The sequence below is a fragment of the Oceanirhabdus sp. W0125-5 genome (genome assembly GCF_027938815.1).
In the GTDB taxonomy this organism is placed as follows: Bacteria; Bacillota; Clostridia; order Clostridiales; family Clostridiaceae; genus Oceanirhabdus.
In genome coordinates, this window is the sequence record NZ_CP115913.1 from 4,900,084 (window position 1) to 4,924,990 (window position 24,907).

The following is a 24,907-nucleotide window of genomic DNA, read 5'->3' on the forward strand; positions in this document are numbered from 1 at the left end:
AATTATACATTTATGAAAATACAAAGTAAATATTCTTTTATACTAAATTTATACAATATTAACAAATTAGTACTAATTATTTATAATAATTTAAGAAAAAAACTTGGACACACTATAAGTCTAGTGCGTCCAAGCCTTTAATATTTTGTGATAAATCTCACTATTATCTTTTTATTTTAAAATTATATTCCCCAACTTTTGTAAATGGCTTCATTCCCTCTAAACTATCCCATACAAGAACTTCAGCCTTATAATTACCAGCTGGTGCATTAAATAAAGTAGCTCCTGCTGAAATTGATTTACTTTCACCATTTTTAAGTTCAACATTATTAATGAAGTTTAATGAATATACAAATCCATTATCCCCAACAACCTTCATTATTACTGTTGCTTTTGTATCAATGTTTGCAGTGATATCAGCATTAATAACCACTGTACTTCCTAAATTGAATTCTGATTTATCTTCAAGAGTTATTTTGCCCTCTTGATTGATTGTATAACCTTTTGTTTTAATAACAATTTCTTTAATTATACCTTTATTTTCTTCACCTAATATTTTAATATCTGATGAACTTCTTAGCATTATTTGATATTTACCAAAACTATAACCAATGTTTCCTATAACGTCAACTTTCATACCAACTTCATAATTATCGCCATTAATTGTTGGATTTAAATACTTATCTACTCTTAACTCAATTGATCCTGATGCATCTTTTACTCCAATTGAGTATCCACTACCCTTATTAGTTCCGATTGATGTAATCTCAACATCTTTAAGAGTAACTAATGACCCTTCTACTGACTCATTAATCTCTGCTATGGTTAAAACTTTAGCTTCTAGAATATCATTTCCAGTTGAAATAACTGTTACTTTCTCAATTGATTTTAATTGTTTTAAACCATAAAATTCTGCTGTCTTACCAGTGATTTCAACTTCATTACCTACAACAAAGTTATCTTCATCTTTTCCAAATATATATATACCAGCAGTAGTATCTTGGATAAATGGATTTCCTCCTATTAATCCAGTTACAATACCTTTAATCTTAACTTTCTTGTCATTAGCTGTTTCTCTAGCTTGAGCAATTGTAATCAGTTCAATATTTTCAACTACATTATACACAAACTCAGTTACTTCACTATTCTTTTCACCTTTCTTAGCTACAGATTTTATAGTAACTTCTCCAACTGTATCTAATACTATTGCTTCTGAATAAAGTTTTCCATTTGCTACTGGATCACTTCCATCTATTGTGAAGTATATTTCTGTTCCCTCTGTTTCTGTAGAAAGTTCTACAGTTGTTCCTAAAACAACATCTCCTGCTTCTTTTGAAGATTTTACAGGATACATTATCTCAACTTGAGGCTTTATGTCCTCTGCACTTCTAATCATTAATCTATAGTCATCTCTTTGACCAACTGGTGCTGTTACATTTATTTTCATTCCTGCCTTGTAAACACTGCTATCAATCTCTACTTTTAGATATCTGTCTGCTCTTAATTCCACAGTCCCTGTTGAATCTTTTGCTATTATTGAATAATCTTTTACTCCACTTCCGTTTACAGAAACTATCTCTAAATCTTTAATTGTTACTAATGCTCCTTCAACTGATTCATTAATTTGTGAAACAGTAACAACCTTTCCTTCTGGAAGTTTATTTCCTTCGGAAATAAGCTTTACTTCTTCAACATTGCTTAACTGTAATAAACCTTTATATTCAGCTCTTACTCCAGTAATTTCAACCTTATTACCCACAACAAAATTTGAATCTTCTTTTCCGTAAATATAGATACCAGCAGTATCATCTTGGATAAATGGATCTCTTCCAATTGTAGCTGTTACAATACCTGATATTTTAACTTTTTCTCCATTAACTTTTGATTTTGCTTCTTCAATTGTGATTAATTGTGCTTCTGGCTCAACAGTGTATGAGTATTCATGAACTAACTTACTGAATTCATCACCTTTCTTAAGAACCACTTTTAAAACTGTTTCTTCGTTTATTTCAATACCCTCTACAGGGAATAACTCACCTTCTGAAGGTTTAGAATCAAACCCAGTTGAATAGTAAATTTCAACATCAGTTTCATCTATTGTTACTTTTACTTTTGTACCTTTTTTAACTTCACTTGGATTAACATCTACTGTTGTAACAGCGTAATCTACTTTATATTGTCTGCTCTTTTCAATACTAAAGTTATCACCTTTTTTTACAACAGCTTTTATAGTTTTATTTCCTGTTTCATTTAATGAAATAGCTTTAGTATACTCAATTCCATTATCAATAGGATTTGATCCATCTAAAGTATAGTAAATAGTTCCCGCTTCTTCTTGTGTAGTAAGTTCAATTACAGTTCCAACCTTAACTAAGCTATCTAGAACATTAAAGTTAACTGATTTTACACTATTTTCAGTTCCTATACCTGAAATCTGAATCATTACAGGATCATGGTCACTAGCTCTTCCACTATGCTCTGTAAATTCAGCATTTAAATGAACTACATCAACAACTGTTTTATCTACAATATTCTTACTAACTAACATATTATCAAGAACTTGAGAGTTACCACCATATACATAAGTATATCTTTCTTGTTTTGGTAATGTCTCAATCATATTAACAAGCTCATCACCTTTAAGAATACTTAAAGTCTCAGAATACTCGTAATCATTCATATCTCCAAGAACAACTATATTTGCATCTGGTTTTGCTTCTAAGATTTCTTTAATAAACTCATTTACAACCTGTGCTTGCTTATGTCTGTTTGGTTCACTTCCCTTAACTGGAGGTTGTACCTTTCCAAAATCAGAAGCATCTCCTCTTTTAGAACTTAGGTGATTACCTATAACAAAAACGCTTTCTCCTCTGAAAATGAACTCTCCTACAAGTGATTTTCTAGTACTTTCAAAATATGAGCTGTTAGGATTTACTCTACTTGGATTTTTTGCTAAATGCTCTCCATTCATTTCAGCTCTTTCAGTAGATCCACCCTTATTTTCATTAAAGTCAACTCTGTCAGGTCTATAAATAAATCCAACTCTAATATTTGCTCCTGGTGCTCCACCATCTTGTCCATATACAGGATCTATATCTGTAAATAAATATTCATGTCCATTTATTGCTTTTATTGCATTCACTAATCTTTTATATGATTCAGTTGCATCTACAATAGTATCTGCTGAATCACCTTTATTAGGTTCTCCATTATTATCTTGAACCTCTACAAGAGTGATAATATCTGGTGCCCCTAAATCATTAACCATTGAATTTGCAATTCTCTCAACTTTCTCATCTGAAGTTTCAGTTGCATCTGCTGAGAAGTTTTCTATGTTATAAACTGCTACTGTTAACTTATCTTCATCAAATACTATAGATGTTGTCTCTCTATTATTTCCACCATCTGTTAAGTTAGGTAAAGTGTGAGTATTATAGATTTTATATGATGCGAAGTTATAATCCATAACACCAACTATATCTCCATCAAACTTATCTCCAACTTTTGTATTGTTGAATCTTTCATCAATGAATTCTTTGCTACTATTTGCTACAGGTACTACCACATCATCTACATGTAGAATCTCTGGATTGACATTATCTTTAGTAGGAATTATTCCACCTTTTGCTGAGAATTTATCTACTGATGCTTCTCCATCATCTGCCAGTATGTGGAACGTTCCATATCTTTCTTCTGGTGCCACTATACGAGGGTTTTCAACTTTAACAAGCATACCTTCTAAACTCTCATAGAAATCAATCGCATCCTCTTCTGGATCAAAAGAAGTCATATTATCATTGTCTATGTTATCTGTAATTACATTTCTACCATTCTTTCCTATTATGATAGGCTCTGGTAATTGTTTTCCTGATTCAATTACGAATCCAGATTTATGATATATCTCTGTAACTGTTAATTCTTCACCATCAAAAGCAGTATGCTTTTCCTCTTTTACTTCTCCTTCAACTACAACTAAATCTCCTACTTTATAGCTGCTGCTTAAATTACCTCTAACATAGATTCCATCTGAAGTTGCTATGTCTCCATCTCCAACTTCTTCCTGTACAAAGATTCCTTTATAGTCTCTATCGTTAGATACTGCTGTAACAATACCTTTTATTCTAACATTCTGCATTTTGTATGTTGATTCATGACCTTTACCTTGAATATCATAGATCTTATCAAAATCATCCTCTGTTAGAACTTCATAATTAAATATTGATTCCTTACTCATGTCTAATCCAGCTTTAACAGCTACTGTATGAATTTCTTTATCTTCATCAATAGTAATAGGCACTGTATATTTAATTGCACTTGATGTAGTTGTTAGTGCTTCAGTTCCTATTTGATAATAAATATCTGCCCCTTCTGTTGCTGTTGAAAGAGTTATCTCTGTTCCAGCAATAACTTTACCAGATGGTTTATCTGCTTTTACGTCTTTAACTTGCGTCTCTGGAGCTATTCCACCAACAGGTCCAAAGAAGAAATCATCGTAGTAAACGGAACCTCCTTTTGCACCATCATTGTATACTCTTACTTCAAAATAGAATTTACTTGCACTTTCAGGTGCAGTTAATCTAACTTCCCACTGAATCCATCTATCCTCATTAATTGAGTAAGAATCTCTCTTTCCTGGAATCATAGAGTGTAATTCTGCATCATGATCTTTAACATATCCATTACTCTCATCTTTCCATGTCATCCAAGGTCTAGTCTTTGCATTATCATCATTATCATAATACCAGTATCTTATAGTATATTCTTGTCCTGGTTCAATATCGTTAAAAATTTTTATTAATTTTTTTGTACCAGCAGTGTGTTTAATACTTTTGCTCCCTCCATGTACCTTTTCAGTACTTTCTGAAACATTCTCTGCTGTATCCCATCCATCAGGCTTACCAGCTGTCCAGTTTTCAACTCCACCATTAGTAAATAAATTTCCATCATCTGCTTTAACAACTATTGGTGAGTATCCTCCAAATAGAATACTGAATATCATAGTCATTGAGATACAAAGACTAACAATTCTCTTCTTATTCTCATTATAGAATTTATTCATTTAAATAAATCCCCCTTTAATTTTTTACTGTATTTTAAAGTTTCCTCTACTTACTTAGCTAACTTTTATTTGATAACAAACTCTACTCTTCCCTTATCTGTAGTTTCAAGAATAATCTTCCCTCTTTTATTCTTAAGATAAAGGCTGTTGCATTCAAGTTTATTATCTTTAGGAACTATTTGAAGTGTATTAATAATATTTCCATATTCATCAAATACAGAAACTGCTAATCCATATAACTTTTCACTGTCTGCAAGAGTTAAGTTTGATAAATCCATCTTCATATTAAATAGGTTATATTTAATACCATTATAGAAATATGGTTTATTCTTAATTAATAAATTAGCCTTAATATCCTTAACCTCCAATTTAATATTCCTATATGCTGGAATTGATGTTTGAGATTCTTGCTTAGCTTTATTAAGCTTTTCCTTAACTTCTGATATTTTATCAGTTTCTCCATCGATATTATCGATTTTTGCATATCCTGAAATCTTCACAAGATTATTTCTCTTAACAAAAAACTTCTTAATTCTTGTATTACCTAGTATCTCTACCTCACATTTTTCATCTTCAACATTAAGAGTTGAAAATCTACCTTCCACTTTAGCCTTACCTTTAACAAGTACCTCTTCAACCTGAGCATTATCATCTGTAAAAACAAATGAATTTTCCTCAGCTACTACTTTTTTAAACTTACCTTTTAATTTAAGCTTCTTCTCCTTAGCACTTGAAACTAATCTTACATTTTCAAATGCTCCTTCTTCAGAATCTAATATTGCATCTGATTTAATAAGAGTGCTCTTTATTTTACTCTCTCCAATATCATGAATCCTTGTACTAGTTTGTGAAATAACTTGTAGTTCATCTATTTCACACTTCTTAATGTTAATACTATGAGACGCACCTGAATATACATTCATATTCTCGGCTTTTACACTCTCAAGTGTAACACTTCCCTCTTCTCCTGGATTCACTGCAATTTCATCAGCTGTTGAATTTTTAAGTATTGAATTATTACCACTAATTGTTACTCCACTGTTAAAGTTAAGATTTTCTCCTATAAATCCTAAAGCAATTATAGAAACATTCTTATCATAATTCTTATCCGAAACAGCTGATTTATTAATTACTATTAATTCTTTATTGAATTCCTCAGCCAGCTTAATTCCATCAACATTTTCAATATCTGCTAATATACTTATAGTACCTTCGTAAACCTTAGCACCCATTTTATTCTTAAGTGTTGCAATAACTCTTCTTCCTTCATCTACAACATGAGTACTTTCAACCTCTAGATACCCAGATAATTTTATTCTTTCTGAATAATCCTCATTTTTCACTGCTTCTGAGAAAATTATTTCTACATTTTCTGAATCCAAAAAAGATACATTAAGTACTTTAAATTCATTTTCAGAAATTCTTTCTCCATCACCTGCTTCATAAGTTACTACTTGTCCATCATTATCCCTAAAGATTACTTTGGGAACAATTGACCCCTCAACTTTCTCGCCATTGTTAGCATACCAACTTCCATTAAAGCTCTTTATGTATATTTTTCCATCCTTACCCATATCACTTATAGCACTTTTAACGATTTCCAAATTATTGATATCATTGGCATATTTAAGACTATACCCTTGATCGCCGATTACAACAGTACCATCAGGAATATCAGCAAAAATAACACTACATGTAAACATTAAAGAAATTAGCATTACTCCAACCCTAAACCATGTTTTCAAATGAGCCCCTCCATTTCCATATTAATATAATTTATTACACATTTACCATTATAACTCTTTATTTCATCATTGTAAATATTTTGTTAACATAGTGTATTTTCTGTTATAAAGTCTTAATATGTATAATATTGTTTTAATTTTCCTCTGTTTTGCTAAAAAAAGCATACACACTTAATTAACCAAGTGTATATGCTTAAACTCATAAATAAACTCTTTTTCATCTTTTGCTACTATCCTATTTATTACCTCTATTTAAGATGATATTGCACATTACTAGCAACAACTATCCTATTCTTACCACTTACTCTCCAAACATGAACTCCTGTATCTCCTGTACTTAACCAAACCCCAGTATCCACAGGAAGGTTAAGAAATGCCCTGTACAACATACTTATAAGACCTCCATGAGAAACTATAAGAATTCTTTTATTCTCTTTTTCAAAATCTCTTGAATGTATTAATTCTGCAAAAAAGTGCTCCGCTCTTGCTCTTAGTTCAATAAGTGATTCTCCATCAGGTATATGCTCATAATATTTCCTTCCACCCTCTGGTAAAGGATATAGCCTATCTGCCTCTTCCCTAAGTAGTCCTGCCAAGACACCATTATCCATCTCCTTCAATCTTTCATCATAGGTAATCTCTTTTTCAAACTTTTCTCCTATGATTTCAGCAACTTTAGATGCTCTTTTCAATGGACTACTATATATATCGTCAAACTTATATTTAAATTTTAACCATCGAGCAAGCTTCTCAGCCTGTTCAATACCCAATTCAGTTAAAGGGAAATCAGCTTTCCCCTCTAGCCTATTCTCAATATCAGCTACAGATTGTCCATGCCTTGCAACAATTATCTCTAACATCGTTCATCTCCCCTTCTATAGTAATTATTTATATTTTATTTTAGTTCTAAATTATATTTAATTATTCCTTATCAATCTTCCCATGTCTTAATATTGAATAAATGGTTTTTAATATTCCAATTATAAATATTCCACTTTGAGTAATCAAAAATATGTTTGGGTTTACCTTAGTTAAAATCATACCAATTATTCCTACAGCAATAACTGATAACCCTATAAATAGAAAGTGATTCCCAAATATCTTTGATACTTTTTTCTTATCATGTTTTTTAGGATCAAAACCATTTATCATATCCCCAGCATTCTGTGATTTACTGACCCACCCAATGAAAGTACAAAAAATCCCAATAAACATAGTAAGAATCAATATTGCACCCTGTCCCTCATTCATAAGTTCATCCCCTAACATTCATATTATCAAATATATTATTCTATTCACATTTAATAAACTGCTTATTATCTAAGTTTTTTTCCACAACTTGGACAATAATCACTACTATCCATTTTGCTATGCTGAAGTTCAAATCCTATCCCACAATAAGGACATCTCCAATATTTTGAGTTTAAAATAAAAAAGGAAATCATGAGTACTGCCCCAATTATTCCAAAAACAATATTTATGCCACCAAAAGTTAATAACAGTATACTTGTAATAAGACAAATTAAAGAAATCTTTCTAAATTTAAATACATTCCTTAACTCTCTCTCTCTATTATCATCCATATTAATTACCCCTCATATAGAATTAAATATCTTTTATTTTACTAAGTATTATACCACAATTAACCAATATTTTCCATATGCCCCATTATTGATTTAGTCCTAAAAAATCATATAACAATTCCCGTATGATACCATATCTACTTACTCTTTTACTATCTTTCATTAATGTTTCCATTGCTTTTTTGTCTCCTCTTTTAGCTCTTGTAAATAAATCAGTATAATATTCTCTCATATGATCTTTTATAGGTATTCCTGAGTTTATTCCACTTTGCAAAATACTATCATATAACTCTTTAAATTGAGAGATTCTTTCATTTTTCATTTTAATTTCATTTTTTAACATTCCATCCTGATATGATTCTAACTTCTCATTAAATAACTTTTTGAAATCTGGTTCTGTTAATAATGAACCATCAAATTGAAATTTAACATCATTTAACTTGTACCATTTCTGAAATACTTTTTGTTCAATAATTTTACCATTTACATCTTTTATCTCCATACCTTTTGATAAAAGAACTCTTTCTGTTTCAATATTAATCATCATGAGGTTCATGTCCTCAGTGTAATCAATATATCGCTTGAAAAAACTTAAATCATCTAAATATTGATTATCTACTTCTTCGGGACATTTTATTAACCAAAAATCTTTTATATTATTTTTATTTAATACTTCATGTTTCCTTTTCCAATACTCAAAATCAAGATCCTGTCTCTCGTATTCTATAGCCATTTTATTCCCATTTTCATCCTCAATATAAAGATCAGAATATAGTTTTCCATATGAATTAAACTTATATCTAACTTTATATTGTGGATACATCCACTCAAGATGTTTCTTAAGAATAAATATACCTTCTATATGTTCTTCTGTCTCTTCATTATAGCTACATTTTCTATAACCATTATTATTCTTATGAGCAAAATGCGGTTTTCTCTTATTAACATCCCTCATTCTAAAAAGGACAGGTTCTTTGCAAAGAGGACATAGCAGCTCGTTCCTCTTTGCTGCTGCTCTAACTTTTATCTCTAACTCCTTATCTAGTACAATTCTCTTTATTGGATCATATATATCAAAAGCACAAACTTCTTCATCAAGCCATATACACTTCTGTATAGCAAATCACTCCTATCCTTCCCTTATCTCTAAGTATCTTTTTACTAATTTAACGCCCTCTGAATAATAATCAGGTGCCTGAATATTTGCCCAACTACATATTCCTAATCCAGATGATAATAATAAATATTCTAATACACTTTTTGATTCTTGTGAAATCATGAAATAGCTCTCATATCCTTCTAAAAAAGCCTCTTCAAGCATCTTATTCTCTAGGAAATATTTTTGATATAAGGCTATCATATCTCTATCTCTAACTGAGGAATTACATATTTCAAAATCAAGTATTCCGCTAATACTCCATTCTCCATTTACTTCATTCACTAAAATATTTCTTCCATCATAATCTCCATGAGTCACATAACCTGTCTTGTCAAATTCAATACTATCTATATCCTCTTTAAGAACCTTTAAGCCTTCTATTAGCAGCTCTTTCTCTGGTAATTCTTGTTTTAGTATCCATTCTTCAATGTTAGTGCAACTCTTAGCAAATTTTTCTTTATATGTTTTATATCCATTAATTACATTGCCCTCTATATCAAAGTCACCAAATTTATCATATTCTTTTATTTTATGAAGCTCACCTAACTGTTTCCCTATTTGAATGAATATTTTTTTCTTACTTTCCTCATCTATTAAGTCCATTACACTGTCTAGGGTTACACCTTCTATTCTCTCCATGAGAATCCATTCAACATTATTGTCTAATATCCCATGATCAATTAATTTCGGGCAAAGTACCATACTCTCTTCAAGTAAAGTTAAACTAGCAACCTCACGACTTCTTCTCCCATTTACATAGTACATTTTGAATATGAGTTCTTTATCTTCATCAGTTTTAAAACTATAAACTAAGTGGCGTTTAAGATGGTGATTTCCCACAGCTTTTAAGGAATAAATCTCTTTTCCTAAAATATTCTCTATAATATCTTTTATCTCTTTTTCACTATAGTTCAGCATTCCAGCTTTAGCCCCCTAAATAATTGATTTATACTATTTTATTCACCTTTACCTAAAAACATTGCAACAATATTACTCTTATGTTTATAAAATTTCATTAGATAATATGTTTATTTGATATAAACTAATTCATATTTACTATGCTAACAAAATTAACAATATTACCGTCTAAATCTCTAAACCAGAAAGACCTGGCACCCCATGGATGCGTTGTTGGGTGCATAACAAATTCTACACCTAATGCTTTGAGTCTCTCATATTCTTTATCAACATCTTTTACTTTAAAGCTTATTGTAAAGCCTCCATATCCTGCTCCACACATAGAATTAGGTGCCATACTTTCCATACCTTCTACTGAAAATATAGCAATGTTCCCTCCATCAGTTTTCAATTCTGTATGAACATCATTACCTTGAGCCTCAACACAAAGAATTTTTGTATAAAATTCTGTAAGAGCAGAAACATTACTTGTAACAAGGCATATCCCCATAAATTCCATTAATAATTTCCCCTTTTAACTTTATATTTTTATATTGAATTAACTTACTTTTCATTACTTGATTTTTAATTTCAACTGTTTCTTATCTATCTAATTATACAGAATTTCAAGATTGCATTCAAATATTTAACATTTATAATTAATTTCTACATTATTGAGAATAGGAGAAAATTAAAAACCAAAGAAAAGACTAATCTAATACTCTCTTCTTTGGTTTATATTAAACTATTGAACTAAATTATTAACAGTTTCAGCTACTTCTTCTGACTTTGCAGTAATCTCTTCAATATTAGCGGATATATTGCTAACTGAATCAAATAAATTCTGTACTTTTATATCTAATGCATCACAAATTGTATACATTTCATTCATAAGCTCTAGAACAATTCTACTTTCATCACTTGTTTTAGTTGCAACCTCTTTAGATTCATTAGCTAATTTCTGAACCTCTTCTGCTACTACACTAAACCCTCTTCCAGCTTCTCCAGCTCTAGCAGCTTCAATAGCAGCGTTAAGTGATAATAAATTAGTCTGAGCTGAAATATTAACTATTTCATTATTTGCTTTAATAAATTCTTGAATCTTAAGCTTAATCTCATTTACTTGATTATGAAGATTCTTAGAGTCAGTTGAAATAACATGAACTTCATTTGAAATACAAGTAATTTCTTCTGAGTTCATTGAATTTCCTGTTGAAACCTCAGCTATGGATTGTATTATTTCATTAACATTAGTTCTAAGATCATCAGCTTTTCGAATTTGTTCTTCCCCAATTTCTTTGATTTCATCGGCTTTCAACTGAACTTCAACACTTTTTCTATCAACCTCTTCTTTTTCTAATAATGCAATATCTTTATTGTAATGAAGACAGTTTTCTTTGACATTATAATCATTCGCTATTGCATTAGCCATATCATAACATGTATCATATCCACAAGCTGAGCAATCTAATTGTCTAGATTGTTCTGTAGTTTTTAAAAGTACCTTAAAGATTCTATCAAGCTCTTGTTGTGAAACTTGACCATTATTTCCAATAGACTTATTTGTATATTTTCTAACAAAATCATCTACATTCAATGTCTTACCAAACTTCTTATATTGTTTTTTCTGTTCTTTACGTGTTCTTGACTTTTTAATAGTATTAAATGATTTATCTATATCATCAATATCAATATCCTTATCAGTTGCAGTTCCCAAGTTACATCCAAATTCACAGTTAAGAATATCCACTACTGTTGGAACTTCTTTCCCCTTCTTAACTCTCTCAGCATATTTATCTAAGTAATGATACGCTAACTCTGTACCTTCTATTTGCTTTATCCAAACATCATCTGTAAACTTCTCAATATTCTCACGTAATCCACCTGGTCTTGAAAATAAAAATCCAAATGTATTAGGTAAACAATTAAAATCATATTCAGGATATGATGATAAATTTATCTTATTGTCCTTAATATATTCTTTAATTCTTTTATATGTAACATTATAAGAAATTAATCCACCATTATTAGTATCATGTATCTCTTCTTTTTTACCTATACACGGACTAAGAAATGCTAGTTTATCTCTAACATTCTCATATTTCTTAAGATAAACCGCTGTACACATCATAGGAGAATGAATGGGAGCTATATTACTTAATAACTCGGGCTTATGTATTTCTATGTAATTTACAATCGGAGGACATGGTTGTGCTATAACCGATGTTAAGTTATTTTTTTTCATATATGCTAAGTAAGCATATGTGCATATGTCTGCTCCCGTGGAGACATCACCAATTAAGTTCACACCAATAGATTTAAAGTATCCAAAAAGTCTTTTATAATCTGGAAAATTAGCTTTTAAAGCTGGTGCTGCCAGTAGAGATATCTTTTCTCCTTCTTTAAGATCATTCATGAATTTTGTGAAATCATCCTCATAATCTCTAGCCTTATGTTTACATACAGTAATACACATTCCACAGCTTATACAACGTTCTGTATTAATCTTAACATGATTCTTTCCTTCCAAATTATAAGCAATATTTGCATTTGTTATAGGACAGTGTCTAATGCACTTATTACACCCTACACATTTTTCTTCTTCAAGATGAATTAACCTGTTTTTCATAAAACATCCCCCTTCCATATCCATATCTATTAACATACATTCTATTAATAGACATAGGTATAAAAGGAAACAAACTGGTAAAGCATTACAAACAATACATTCCTTGTTTACTTATCGAAATTTTCTGAAAATTAAAGAGATGCATCATTCAATTTCTATATACTTTTCCTACTCTTAACCAAATATACTATTTATTTCAACAATCATAGTTAAATTATAACAAAAATTATGGATGGTGTAAAAGGAATAATGTTGTCATAAAAATGCAAACTGGATTTTATATACCGTTTATATTTATAAAATCCAGTTTAATTTATTATATATAAATTTTTACTTTTCTAAAGGTGTTGCACCTCTTGAGTTTTTTACAAGTATTAGGTATTGAAAATACTCTGTCGTAACTCCTCCATAAGGAGATTTTATAAAATAGTGTTTATTATTGAATGGTGAATCTTTTCCATGAAGTTTGAATAAAGTTATATCCTCACTACCATATTTATCAATAAGATTCATATCTATAATATCTGAATGATTTCTAGTTTCACCATATTTTTCTCCATTGTTTGATGGCCATGTCATTCTATAAGAGTCTTTATAAGCATACGCAATGGAAAGAACTTTATCTTTTACTGTTAAAGTTTCTTCTACTAATTTATCACCTATTTTATCTTTTTTCTGTTTAACTTTCTTAGCAGACTTCCTTTATTCTGTATTTTCCTTAATACTACATCCTACTGAAAAAGATGTTATTAATACACCTGAAATTAGTAATGTAATAATTCTTTTGTATTTTATTTTGTTCATTATTATCCTCCTTAGTTATTTGTTAAATCTCGTTAAAGATCAATTTTGGCTACAAGTTCCTCCCACATTATCTCGCCAGTCTTCTTAAAGCCTACACTTCTATAAAGTTTATCTGCTACAATATTTTCTGGTTCAAAACTTGTATACAATTCTATGTTTCCATACTTTTCTCTAACTACATCTAATAGTTTTACTACCGCTGCTTTTCCATACCCTCTTTTCTGATATTTATCATCGATCATAAGCCTGCACATCCATAAATTATCTGTTTCTTCATCTTTTCCGTACATTAGGAATCCAACCATAGTTTGTCCATCATATATGCAAAGTGGATATAGCTCCTCCTCATAGTTTGCTTCAAGTAGCGAATATGAATTTGGAGCTACAAAATCCTCCTGTCCCTTAGAAACTTTTAAATCAATACATTCTTCCCAATTTTCTTTAGTAACTTCTTTAAATATAAGATTCATTTTTATCCCCCCAAACTGAATATAATACCTTAATTTTATCAAAGATTTAATCACATAAAAAGGATTTTATGGTTAATCATAGAACTAAAGCTATAACTAGGTAAGTTTTTTTACACAATTGCTTCAATATAATACTGATGGGGAGGGTTTTATAATGAAAGAAATTACGGTAAGAATTTTAACGGCTGCTGATATAGATATGTTATGTGATTTTGAGGAGAATGCTCGAATTACTGAGCCTGATATCTGGATGGAAGATTTCAATAAAGAAGATTTTAGATCTAAGTTACTGTCTTTAGATATTGATACTATGATGAATAATAAGATATTTATAGCTCTAGAAAATAATAAGATAGTTGGCAGATGTGACCTTATGTTAATGACAAGTCTAATGGATTTTTATAAATCAGGTTATATAGATTGGATTTATATTCTAAAAAATAAACGTGGCTCTGGAATTGCACATTCTTTAATTTATTATATTGAAAACTATTTAAAAAGTGAAGATTATAAATATTATTATCTATTTACTGCAAGTAACGATCAAGCACAGAAATTTTACCACAGTCAAAATAGATCATTTAACATTTCTATTAAAGAAATTGCAGAGAAAGATTTATAACACTTGGGGACGGTTCATTAATTTCTCTAATAAGTTTGTCCGAATTATAACATTGGACATAGCTTTAGAAAATATTTATGAACCGTCCCCTTCACACTAATTAATCAACAGATACAAATCACTATCTTCCTCGTTAATTCTATTTACAACAACTTTTAATGTTTCTCTACATTCATTTTTAAATAAATTCTTTGATTTTTTTATTTTTGAACTAACATTATATTTCCTATGAAATTCTAAAAATTTATTACTTACGCTCCCCATTTCTTCTATATAATGCTTAGCTTTATTTCTAACCCTCTCATCAGCATGGTTTAATAAATTAGGATATAAAAATCTATCCTCACTATTCAAATGAATTTTTAATACTCCCGCTAATTTACTTATATTCTTAGATATATTCATTGAATTTTCATCAATATTTCCATTCATCTCTTTTAATATTTCATTGATTATTATTTTAATATCATTATGTTGTCTTTTTAAATTTGCTGTATTCATTTTTCTCCTCCTATAATAAAAAACTATTTCTTTATGTACTTTATTAATTCATCTGTTTCTATTATATATTGAACTCACATTCATAGCTGTAACTCACGTTACAGCTATTGATATATTATAATAGTATAAAACATAAAAATAACCCATTTAACTTGAAAATATTGTAAAATAAGTATATAAGAAAAAATATTATTTCTATGTGGGGGAAAAGTATATGTTAAATAAGAAATCAAAAATGTTATGTATTGTTTATTCTCTACTATTAACATCATCATTATTTATTGGATGCGGCAACTCAACAGTTAATGAAAAGGTTAACAACAAGAAAAATATTATAGCTGATACACAGAAAAATAGTGATGATACTAAAGAAGTATTTGAAAATTTGAATGAGGATATTGATGGGGACTTAATGCTTGGTACCATCAAGGAGTTAGCTTCTGAAAAATACGATGGGAGATTAACAGGAACTGAAGGTAATAAATTGGCAACTGAATATATCAGAAATCAATTTAATGAACTAGGCCTTGATACATTAGAAGGAGTGGATGAGTATTTTCAATATTATGATCAGACAGTAGCTTATTTAAAATGGCTCCCTAAAATGAATATTCTTAATAAAAATGGTGAAATAATAAAGGAATTAAAATTTTTAAAAGATTTTAATGTAAAAGCAAATGCTGATTTTAAGATATCAGGAACAGTTAAAGGTGAAATTATCTCCTTAAAAGATATAAAAGAATTCAATAATAATAAAGAGGATTTACAAGGAAAAATTGCAATTATTCCTTATAATCTTTTTAGAAATCAAACTGTCCAAGAATTTTTCACAAGTGGAGATTCAAAAGCTTTAGGTGTAATTCGTGAAAATTCTTTCAGAAATGAAGAAGAATATTCATTTTTTAAAAATGTTCATTTTTATGAAGGAAAGGATGAGTACAGAAATAAAGAGCTTCCTATGTTTGCTGATGCTGATATGGATGCTATTAATATATTGATAGAAGAAGGAAAAAAAGGTAACCTGGTGGAACTAAGTTTTGAATATAATATTGAAGAAAAAACTATAGCAAATGTTATAGGCGTAATTCCTGGAACTGATGAGGATTTGAAGGATGATTATTTAATCATAAGTGGTCATTTTGATCATACAGGAAACAATTTTAATGGTACTTATAATCCTGGAGCATCAGATAATGCCTCAGGTATTGCAAGTATGATAGAAATTGCTAGAACTATAAAATATAACAATATACCTCCTAGAAGACCTATATTATTTATAGCCTTCAATGGTGAAGAAAATGGATTGTGTGGTTCTAGATTTTTTGCTTCTAATTCTGGATTAGATATGAAAAAAGTGACAATGATTAATATTGATATGATAGCCAACAATTCTAATGGCCCGCTATATATTGGTGCTGTTTCTATGTCTCAATTAGCTAAAGATTTAATTAAAATTGCTAAAGATATGGATATACCTTATAAGCTAGACTTAGTAAAATATTATAGTGATCACACACATATTCAAACTGAAGGTGGTGAAGCAGTTTCTTTAGTTGAACTTGAACAAGAAGAATATCATACTCCAAATGATACCATTGATGTGATAGAAAAAGCCGACCTTGAACAAGTAGTAGCATTAGTACTTCGCTATATTAGTGATAACGCATTCTAATAGATTCTGAAACTAGTATATGAGCAGCACAGAGACCGCAGTGACTCTTAGATTGGACTTTTTCAACAGACTGAGGAAGGGTTCATGAGATTAATATCCCATGAACCCTTCCTCTTAGCCCTCAATTAATAATACTTTATACAAAAGTTTGCAGCGTTTATTAAACGCTTTCTTGAAATTAGCTTTCCTTTATTGATTTCTCTTTCTTCACATAACCCAGTGTATATATCCCAAAACACTACCTTTTCTAGCTCTTTTATCTCTTTATTAAATACTGAAAATTCATCTATCAAAGATACTAAAATATTATCATTTCTTATATCTTTGTACTTATCATAATACTTCAATATTATTAGTCTCTTATTCTTCTTATCAATTCCATAAGGTAATTCAATAGCAAACACTCTCATCCTCTTTTTCTTATTTAACATCTCAACATCAATAGGTATATCAAAGTTAAAAAAGACTTCTCTAAAAATATCTGTATACTGTTCTTTTGATAATTTTATAAAATTAATGAGGAATCTTTCACAGATTTTGTTTCTTATTTTTCTTTTAAAATATTCATTAATAAATTGATCATTATTTAATTTGCTGCTGTTTATCAATATTCTTTTGAAGTCTCCTATTCCTCTTCCAAAATATATATTTCCTTTTGGTTTAACTAATTTATCAAAAGCAAGTATGAATCTATATCCATCTACTCTCAAGAAAAGCTCCTAAATATTGATTCATACCATTATATTTAATTTATAATTGATTTATTCTTAATTAATTAAAATTTTTCATATTTATAGATATTTTCTTAAATAATTACTTGCCTTGCTTGTCCCGCCATAACATATATAATGATATTCTGAAGCATGAAGAATATCCCCCTCATTTATTCTCTCTTCTTTATTCTTTAACCTTAAATTTTCTCTGTTGTTATATATAAATCTTTCTCTCCTAATGCACTATTTATAACTAACTTAGCAGTAACTTTCATCTTTCCTTTTGTACTTGAAGTAATATAACTCTTAAATACTTCACCCTCTTCTTTTAACTCTCCATTATTATTAAATATTATAGTATTCTCATATTTGTACTCTTCTCTTTCTATATCTTCTCTTCTTAACTCTTTTATATATTCTATGTCCTTATTATTAATATACTCATCCATGAATTCATCTATTAAGGAAGCAAATACATAATTATACCATGGTAATTCATTTACTAATTTACCATCAATGTGATAATCATTGAATAATGAATCTCTTTTGACAGGAATGGTAGCAATTAAACTCCATAGTTTATAATCTTCACTTAGAGGTGTACATCCCTTCTTCATAATATAATAGTTAATATCTACCCTCCCCCTAAACATACGAGTTTTAAGATTAAATGGCTCGTTATCAAAGTGTCTATTTTTAAAATAACCATCAATTATCACAACTTCGTATTCATTACCATCAGCATGTATCTTAATATTTTCAATTAGTGGATGAACATTTTCCCCAATCTTTTTCATATATTTTCTATCAAATTGAATATTTAAATCATGCATTATAAATAATCCAAACATAAATATAACAATTCCACCACAAACAAATATCCACCATCTATCTAGTATTTTTTTCATCTTCCCCACCTCTGAATTTTTCAAAAACAAATTCTTATAAGAATCTGTTTTTTAATCATTATTTTTAATTCTTTCTGTTGTTATATATAAATCCTTATCTCCCTTTAAACTTTCAATCACTAGTCTTGCATTAACTTTTATTTTCTCCTCATTAACTATTGAAGTATAAGTAAGTAAAAGTTCTCCGCCCCCTTCTACTTGTCCTTTATCTGAAAATACTATAGTGTTTTCACACTTATAATCTTGTCTTTCAAAATTATTACAACTCCATCCAGTATACCTTTCCTTATCACTATCCTCTAAATAATCATCAATAAAATTCCGTATAAAATTATGATAAATTTGATGGTAAAAGATGTTTTCATTTATGGCTTTTCCATCAATATGATACTCACTTAATACGGAATCTCTCTTGACAGGAATAATTAAATAAAAACACCATAGGTTATAGTCCTCATCTAAAGGTTCACATCCTTTTTTCAATATATAATAGTTAATAACTGCCCGCCCCTCGAACATACGTGTTTTAAAATTTAACCTTTCATTATCATAACGTACATTTTTAAACTCTCCATCAATTATTACAACCTCATATTCATTACCGTCTGCATGTATCTTAATATTTTCAATAATAGGATTAACATTATTTCCTACTTTTTTCATATATTCCTCACCTGTTATAGTCTGTTTAATAGTCATACTAAGATCACTGGCAATCATTAACAAAACAAGAAAAATTGCTATTCCCCAACAAATAAAAATCCACCATCTATCTAGTATTTTTTTCATTCTATACACCTCTTATTTTCTCACTGTAAGTTAATGCAATATAGTATATTCATTCCTTTTTCTTATATATATACCATAATTATACACAACATGTTATTCTATGTAAAACAAAAAGCACTGAGAACAGTGCTTAACGTAAAGTATTAAATTTATACTACAATGTTTCATTCCAAATGAAACGAGTAAACTCCTATTGTTCAAGGAACAACAAGATTAAGATTTCTCGAAGAGAAATGTCCATCATTCTACATTCTACATTCTCAATTATCCATTATCATTTAAGCTCCAGTCTTCTTAAATAAATCTAAAGTTTCTTTTCTTATCCTGAGAGCTTTTTGACTTCTATTACCATATAGTTTACTTGAAAAATCTGTGATTATAGATAAAACATCTTCAAGTAATTCTTCTTCATACTCTTTATCTTCTGAGTGATTAATAACTTCAATTTCTACATTATAGATATCACATAATTTAGCAATAATTTCATAACCAAATCTTATTATTCTATCTTTATAATTAACTACTATTCTATCAATTTCTTCAGCACATATAAGTTCTATAAGTTCATCAAGACCTTTCTTTTTATAATTCAATCCACTTCCTAAATCTTGAATTATCTTAAACTGGTATCCCTTTGCAATACAGTACTGAGATACATTATTAACTTGATTTTTTAACTCTTCACTCATATCCTTAGAAGAAACTCTACAATACCCTACAGTAATTTTTACATTGTGTCTTCTGTTTCTTAGCTTTATAAGATCATTTTTATCATACCTTCTATGTTTACCGCTTGTTCTATGAGGAATAAGCTTCCCTTCTTTTTCCCATCTTCTCATTGTGGAAATTGAAACACCTAAATATTCACTAGCTTCACTTACACTTAACACAAAACCACCTGATTTCTAAAACCGTAACAAATAGCAACATGCACTATCATTAAGGTTTTTCACTTTATTGGAATAATAAAGCGGTAGTATCACAGGATTCAACCACTAGGATAGCACTGCTAAATCTCACTTTGCCTTTACTATTCAAATTTCCTAGTAAAGTTCTATAAGATTATGGGAGTTACCCATTCCTAAAATATATTATCCACCAAAGCCTTTCCAACCAGGTGTACTTTGGCAGTATAAATCTATTTTTAGTTATTGTTAACTTGCTATGCCTAATAATTTTTTCCTAAGAATTAACCACAAATCAGGCTTTTCACCTACCTTTCTTTTTATATTTTTATTTATAACAGACCATTTTTTCCATTCATTATATTCGTTAAATTTTTCTTTATCATCTATCAATTTATCTACTAATAATTTTGGCACCCTTTCTTTAAACTCATAACTTCTTCTTGCTATAACCATTGCTGCTCCATTATGAACAACCATTCCATATTGATGACAATACTTATATAAGCCTATCTTGCTTGTAAATTGTGGTTTAACCTTAACTATTTCTACACCTTCACGAATACATGATAATTCAAGCATAGTAAGGAGTTTACTGTATATGAATTGATGTTTAATTCTAGCGAATTTACAATGTACATCCTTATCATTCTTAAACTTTAAATCTTCAACAGCAATTCCACATCCATAAGTCTTTGCAATCAATATCACTTGTTTAGCAAGTTCACCACACAAATTTTCACGTCTATTACTTCTTGCATACTGTAATTCACCTTGTTTTAAGTAAGTATTCCATTTATAGTTACCTTGATTATCAATCATAGTTAATGCAAGACCATCTGGATTAGTATCTATACCAATAATTCCATTATGTCCTGTGTATAGAGTGTCTACTTTGGGCAATTCAAAAGTAATGTGAGCATAATACTTGCCATTTTTTCTTATTACTTCTACTTGATAAGCTTCTCCCATTTGTAGATGATCTAAAAACATATCTCTATAATTATTTCCATTAATCTTACCAGTTTTCTTAGATAATTTTTGTGGTAAGTATATTTGTACTTGAATCTTTATTGCTCTGTTGTTTTGAGTCTTTTCTAAGGTTGATATTTCTAAATAACTCATATCATTCTTAATAATTACTCTTAAATTTGGATTACCTTTTTTAGTTTTATCTCCTCTTGAATAGAATCTATTGTTTCTACAATCTTTCCATTCTTCATTACTTATTAAGCCTTTACATCTTCTTAAAAGCATATCTTTGCCACCAAATATTAAAGGTGGAATAGTCTTTTTATCTGAAAATGATTGAAAATAAGCTAACCTTCTTTTTCTCTTATCTAACTTACTCAACAAAGTATTTTTCTTTTTACTTGATAAATTATCTTTCTTTAACTGTTTTTCAATAGTTTTTATTTTGGTTTTATAATTATCTATATTGTCTTTTAATAACTCCTTTTGCGATGCAATTATTTGTCTTGCATTTTCAACAGCATCTTTAACTTGACGTATATTTAAGCTATACTTTTTAGCGACTAATTTTTCTAAATCACCTTTTTTAATCTCACCTTCAAGAAGTCTTTTAAAGGAAAATCTTATTGCAGTGCAAAAGACTAACATCATATGATCTATTATTGATTTATCTTCATCATTAAGATTTATCAAAATTGCTCTCATTGTTGTTTTCATTAATTTCTTGCATCTGCCTTTCTTTTTCTAATTCATTAATAGTTTTCTTTAATTTTGATTCATCTCTTACTCCATATAGTCTATCACTAAAACAAGTAACCATACTTACTAAATCATTAACCATTTCTTCATTTGGTTCTAGTTTAGAATTTTGGACTATACCTTCAATATTTTCATTTAATGACTTAACAAACTCTTCAACATAATTATATCCAAACTTTGAAATTGTTATAGTTAGATTTTGTTACTAAGTGTTACTATTTGTTACTGTTTTTTGTAACTGTTGCTACCTCCATATTTTGAGTATGGACAGCAATTATCTAATGTATTCATTCCTAACTAAATAAATACAAAGAATAAAGATTAGAGAAGAAAGAATAAATACTGATACCTTTCAGCCTAGATGAAAGCTTAAAAATTAATAACAATATAAAAAATATATTCTATATTTTTTATTTTAAAAATATAGAATATATTTTTTCTGACGCTAGGAAGAAAAATAACCTAATTTATTCTTTTTCCTCTATTCTTTAATTTTAGTTAATTCTCATAATACTCAAATTTCCACCAATTGAGGAATTACATCCTCCAATATTAATCAACCCATCAGAAGCATTATTTAAAGAATATCTATCATTTTTCTTTGCATTAAATATAACTGATGAACGATTCATAATATTTGGTGCACCATCAATCCCTTGATATATTGTATACACTCTGCTAAGAACATCATAGTCATCCTCTCTGTTCAATGTAAAGGACAAATATACTGTACCTAATCCTGATGATGGTGTGACATTTATACTCCATTGTGCTACATATACCCCATCCTGATTAAATACAAATTCACTTGTATTCTCATCATAATAAATTCTGCAATCATTATCTTGATGCTCTCTAGTAATATTAAAAGCAATTCTCTCTCCACTTAGAGTTGCTGCTTGAGCATTCTTTATCCATGCTTGTATACCACATCTTGAGCTTTGATTTTCACTATTCTGACTCTGAGTATTTTTATTACAATTACTCCTACCCCTATAATTATCATTAGCATTCGCTGGGATATAATAATATTCTTTTGTATTTTGATCATATCCTACTCTTGCAGTAGATTTCATGATTTTTTTCACTACCTTTTAATTTATTATTGTAATTCTTTATACTAAACGCCACTCTATTTTATATTGTCTATCGAAACCGAACTTCCCATAGGGAAAAAAATAAGTTCTTAATGTATTATACTCATTTACAAGGTTTTATGTTCTAAATTCCTGTCGAACAATAAAAAAAGCCTTGCTTTTTAAGTTGAAAATGGAAAGTGGAAAATTGAAAACGATTGATGGTTCTGCTTACGCAGAACCCACATTTTTTTGTTCTTTAGAACAATGGGAGTTTACTCATTTTATCTCAGATAAAATTTTGTAATATAACAATTGCTAAAAATCTATTCCTTTACTTTCAGAAATATCATCGGATATGATGGCAATCCCTTTCACTTTTCTACCCTGCGGTACTTTAGGTTGAATTGATGGATTCAGTGGATACTCGTTTCCATCAAACTTCAGTTCTGCATAAAAAGGCTTTATTCCACCACCTGAAACATACATTATCAAATCATTGTATCCATTTGTTTTATTTTCACTGATAATGATAGGATTATTTACAAGAGTAAAGTTTGAAAGAAGATTATATTCTCCATGAACTTCCTTGAATATAACCCCACTGCATCCCCCAGTTCCACAAGTTGTAATTCCTACTAAGTAAACAAAGATTTCTGGAATTCCATCTCCATCAATATCTATTTTATTATAGTAGTACTTAACCTTATCTATTCCTCTTTGTAATCCATATATTTTTGCAAAAGCATCTTCTAATTTTATATTTTTCCTTGTTTCAGAATACCTATATTGAATCTTTGAAAAATCTATCCCATCTTCATTTTTTTCTACAATGTAATCTCTTCTACTAAAAGTTTCTTGTACGTTACCTTTTTCACCAAATACACCTACTGTTTGAAAAAAATGTTCAAAAGCCTGCTTATCCCACTTAAGAGATGTTTGTACATACCCTAAACCATCTGCATTATATCTACCTGCAATTCTTTGTACTGCATACAATTCATATACCCCATCTCCTTGAAAATCAATAGGATATAATCCTCCTAATGGATTTACCCATCCTTTAATAGGTTTGTTTAATTTACCACTTTTATTATAAATAGCTGCTAAGTATTCTTCTCCCTTATATACTAAATCTATTATATATTTTATATTTGTCTTTTTACTTATAACTTCTACCTTATAATTATCTATATAGTTTACATAACATTGATATTCTTCATTGAATTTTTCGAAATCGAAAAGCTTATTAGGCTTGTTATTTAAAAAAGAATATATATAATAAAAACCAAATCCACCACTTCCCCCAGATGCTATACTGATTAATATATCCTCCACTTTATCTCCTGAAAAATCACCTAAAAATAGATTTGGATTATATCCTGCATTTTCTTTAAGAGGAATAATAAACTCCCTATTGGTTTTACCATCAATAATTTTCAATTTTATATTTTCTCTAAAAGGACTTTCCGAACCAAAAGTTTTTTCTCCTATTAAGTACACTTGGTCAGCAATTCCATCCCCATTTACATCGCCTTCTTTAAAGTCTAAAACATAATGTTCTTTATTATTTATTTCAATTTTTCTTTGAAAATACATAGGATTGAAGTACATATTTTATCTCCTAAAATTATTACATTTATA

21 protein-coding genes and 1 pseudogene are annotated in these 24,907 nt (G+C 29.2%); 2 read left to right on the forward strand and 20 right to left on the reverse strand.

What is annotated here, in order from left to right; all coding sequences use genetic code 11:
* Nucleotides 1–163 precede the first annotated feature (163 nt).
* The 11 genes from OW730_RS22735 to OW730_RS22785 all read right to left on the reverse strand — a co-directional run bounded on the left by OW730_RS22735 (nt 164) and on the right by OW730_RS22785 (nt 14,346).
* The gene (locus tag OW730_RS22735; protein ID WP_271226339.1) at nt 164–5,059 is read right to left on the reverse strand and encodes an FN3 associated domain-containing protein; all 4,896 of its coding nucleotides are present in this window, start codon (nt 5,057–5,059) and stop codon (nt 164–166) included.
* A 65-nt stretch (nt 5,060–5,124) separates the two neighbouring features.
* Nucleotides 5,125–6,804, reverse strand: coding sequence for a hypothetical protein (locus OW730_RS22740; protein ID WP_271226340.1), 1,680 nt, complete (start codon nt 6,802–6,804; stop codon nt 5,125–5,127).
* Between the two features lie 248 nt (nt 6,805–7,052).
* A complete protein-coding gene (locus OW730_RS22745) occupies nt 7,053–7,664 on the reverse strand; it encodes a histidine phosphatase family protein (protein ID WP_271226341.1) in 612 nt (203 codons plus the stop codon).
* Between the two features lie 61 nt (nt 7,665–7,725).
* Nucleotides 7,726–8,055, reverse strand: a complete 330-nt coding sequence (locus OW730_RS22750) for a DUF3784 domain-containing protein (RefSeq protein ID WP_271226342.1) — start codon at nt 8,053–8,055, stop codon at nt 7,726–7,728.
* Nucleotides 8,056–8,120: 65 nt separating this feature from the next.
* Nucleotides 8,121–8,387, reverse strand: coding sequence for a hypothetical protein (locus OW730_RS22755; RefSeq protein WP_271226343.1), 267 nt, complete (start codon nt 8,385–8,387; stop codon nt 8,121–8,123).
* A gap of 85 nt (nt 8,388–8,472) precedes the next feature.
* The gene (locus tag OW730_RS22760; RefSeq protein ID WP_442945452.1) at nt 8,473–9,504 is read right to left on the reverse strand and encodes a competence protein CoiA family protein; all 1,032 of its coding nucleotides are present in this window, start codon (nt 9,502–9,504) and stop codon (nt 8,473–8,475) included.
* A gap of 12 nt (nt 9,505–9,516) precedes the next feature.
* Nucleotides 9,517–10,464, reverse strand: a complete 948-nt coding sequence (locus OW730_RS22765) for a phosphotransferase (RefSeq protein WP_271226345.1) — start codon at nt 10,462–10,464, stop codon at nt 9,517–9,519.
* A gap of 124 nt (nt 10,465–10,588) precedes the next feature.
* On the reverse strand, nt 10,589–10,963 hold the full coding sequence (locus OW730_RS22770) for a VOC family protein (RefSeq protein WP_271226346.1): 375 nt from the start codon (nt 10,961–10,963) through the stop codon (nt 10,589–10,591).
* Between the two features lie 225 nt (nt 10,964–11,188).
* A complete protein-coding gene (locus OW730_RS22775; RefSeq protein ID WP_271226347.1) occupies nt 11,189–13,072 on the reverse strand; it encodes a [Fe-Fe] hydrogenase large subunit C-terminal domain-containing protein in 1,884 nt (627 codons plus the stop codon).
* A gap of 330 nt (nt 13,073–13,402) precedes the next feature.
* A complete protein-coding gene (locus OW730_RS22780; RefSeq protein WP_271226348.1) occupies nt 13,403–13,651 on the reverse strand; it encodes a hypothetical protein in 249 nt (82 codons plus the stop codon).
* A gap of 257 nt (nt 13,652–13,908) precedes the next feature.
* On the reverse strand, nt 13,909–14,346 hold the full coding sequence (locus OW730_RS22785) for a GNAT family N-acetyltransferase (RefSeq protein WP_271226349.1): 438 nt from the start codon (nt 14,344–14,346) through the stop codon (nt 13,909–13,911).
* Between the two features lie 154 nt (nt 14,347–14,500).
* Between OW730_RS22785 and OW730_RS22790 the strand changes: the two genes are divergently transcribed.
* Nucleotides 14,501–14,968 (forward strand): GNAT family N-acetyltransferase, encoded by a 468-nt coding sequence (locus OW730_RS22790; protein WP_271226350.1) that lies wholly within the window; start codon nt 14,501–14,503, stop codon nt 14,966–14,968.
* A gap of 96 nt (nt 14,969–15,064) precedes the next feature.
* Here OW730_RS22790 and OW730_RS22795 read toward each other — a convergent pair whose 3' ends face one another.
* Complete coding sequence (locus tag OW730_RS22795; protein WP_271226351.1) at nt 15,065–15,469, reverse strand: hemerythrin domain-containing protein; 405 nt, start codon at nt 15,467–15,469, stop codon at nt 15,065–15,067.
* Between the two features lie 214 nt (nt 15,470–15,683).
* On the opposite strand from OW730_RS22795, the gene OW730_RS22800 reads away from it, so the two are divergent.
* Nucleotides 15,684–17,141, forward strand: a complete 1,458-nt coding sequence (locus tag OW730_RS22800; protein WP_271226352.1) for a M28 family metallopeptidase — start codon at nt 15,684–15,686, stop codon at nt 17,139–17,141.
* A 125-nt stretch (nt 17,142–17,266) separates the two neighbouring features.
* Here the strand turns inward: OW730_RS22800 and OW730_RS22805 are convergent, their stop codons facing one another.
* The 8 genes and pseudogenes from OW730_RS22805 to OW730_RS22840 form a co-directional block, all read right to left on the reverse strand.
* Nucleotides 17,267–17,851: a hypothetical protein gene (locus OW730_RS22805; protein WP_271226353.1), complete on the reverse strand. Its 585-nt coding sequence runs from the start codon at nt 17,849–17,851 to the stop codon at nt 17,267–17,269.
* Nucleotides 17,852–18,051: 200 nt separating this feature from the next.
* A complete protein-coding gene (locus OW730_RS22810; protein ID WP_271226354.1) occupies nt 18,052–18,762 on the reverse strand; it encodes a hypothetical protein in 711 nt (236 codons plus the stop codon).
* A gap of 51 nt (nt 18,763–18,813) precedes the next feature.
* Nucleotides 18,814–19,551, reverse strand: coding sequence for a hypothetical protein (locus OW730_RS22815; protein ID WP_271226355.1), 738 nt, complete (start codon nt 19,549–19,551; stop codon nt 18,814–18,816).
* A 278-nt stretch (nt 19,552–19,829) separates the two neighbouring features.
* Complete coding sequence (locus tag OW730_RS22820; protein WP_271226356.1) at nt 19,830–20,441, reverse strand: IS607 family transposase; 612 nt, start codon at nt 20,439–20,441, stop codon at nt 19,830–19,832.
* Nucleotides 20,442–20,705: 264 nt separating this feature from the next.
* On the reverse strand, nt 20,706–22,145 hold the full coding sequence (locus OW730_RS22825) for an IS200/IS605 family accessory protein TnpB-related protein (RefSeq protein ID WP_271226357.1): 1,440 nt from the start codon (nt 22,143–22,145) through the stop codon (nt 20,706–20,708).
* Nucleotides 22,108–22,248 (reverse strand): hypothetical protein, encoded by a 141-nt coding sequence (locus OW730_RS22830; RefSeq protein ID WP_271226358.1) that lies wholly within the window; start codon nt 22,246–22,248, stop codon nt 22,108–22,110. Before OW730_RS22830 ends, OW730_RS22825 begins: the two co-directional genes overlap by 38 nt.
* A gap of 433 nt (nt 22,249–22,681) precedes the next feature.
* On the reverse strand, nt 22,682–23,275 hold the full coding sequence (locus OW730_RS22835; protein ID WP_271226359.1) for a hypothetical protein: 594 nt from the start codon (nt 23,273–23,275) through the stop codon (nt 22,682–22,684).
* Nucleotides 23,276–24,136: 861 nt separating this feature from the next.
* Nucleotides 24,137–24,877 (reverse strand): annotated as a pseudogene (locus OW730_RS22840) (VCBS repeat-containing protein); the annotation flags it as partial.
* Between the last annotated feature and the right edge of the window lie 30 nt (nt 24,878–24,907).

Coding starts and splice junctions, on each gene's coding strand:
- OW730_RS22735 (WP_271226339.1), bottom strand. CDS start 5,059: ATGAATAAATTCTATAATGAGAATAAGAAGAGAATTGTTAGTCTTTGT.
- OW730_RS22745 (WP_271226341.1), bottom strand. CDS start 7,664: ATGTTAGAGATAATTGTTGCAAGGCATGGACAATCTGTAGCTGATATT.
- OW730_RS22750 (WP_271226342.1), bottom strand. CDS start 8,055: ATGAATGAGGGACAGGGTGCAATATTGATTCTTACTATGTTTATTGGG.
- OW730_RS22755 (WP_271226343.1), bottom strand. CDS start 8,387: ATGGATGATAATAGAGAGAGAGAGTTAAGGAATGTATTTAAATTTAGA.
- OW730_RS22765 (WP_271226345.1), bottom strand. CDS start 10,464: ATGCTGAACTATAGTGAAAAAGAGATAAAAGATATTATAGAGAATATT.
- OW730_RS22770 (WP_271226346.1), bottom strand. CDS start 10,963: ATGGAATTTATGGGGATATGCCTTGTTACAAGTAATGTTTCTGCTCTT.
- OW730_RS22775 (WP_271226347.1), bottom strand. CDS start 13,072: ATGAAAAACAGGTTAATTCATCTTGAAGAAGAAAAATGTGTAGGGTGT.
- OW730_RS22780 (WP_271226348.1), bottom strand. CDS start 13,651: ATGACATGGCCATCAAACAATGGAGAAAAATATGGTGAAACTAGAAAT.
- OW730_RS22785 (WP_271226349.1), bottom strand. CDS start 14,346: ATGAATCTTATATTTAAAGAAGTTACTAAAGAAAATTGGGAAGAATGT.
- OW730_RS22790 (WP_271226350.1), top strand. CDS start 14,501: ATGAAAGAAATTACGGTAAGAATTTTAACGGCTGCTGATATAGATATG.
- OW730_RS22795 (WP_271226351.1), bottom strand. CDS start 15,469: ATGAATACAGCAAATTTAAAAAGACAACATAATGATATTAAAATAATA.
- OW730_RS22800 (WP_271226352.1), top strand. CDS start 15,684: ATGTTAAATAAGAAATCAAAAATGTTATGTATTGTTTATTCTCTACTA.
- OW730_RS22810 (WP_271226354.1), bottom strand. CDS start 18,762: ATGAAAAAAATACTAGATAGATGGTGGATATTTGTTTGTGGTGGAATT.
- OW730_RS22815 (WP_271226355.1), bottom strand. CDS start 19,551: ATGAAAAAAATACTAGATAGATGGTGGATTTTTATTTGTTGGGGAATA.
- OW730_RS22825 (WP_271226357.1), bottom strand. CDS start 22,145: ATGAAAACAACAATGAGAGCAATTTTGATAAATCTTAATGATGAAGAT.
- OW730_RS22830 (WP_271226358.1), bottom strand. CDS start 22,248: ATGGTTACTTGTTTTAGTGATAGACTATATGGAGTAAGAGATGAATCA.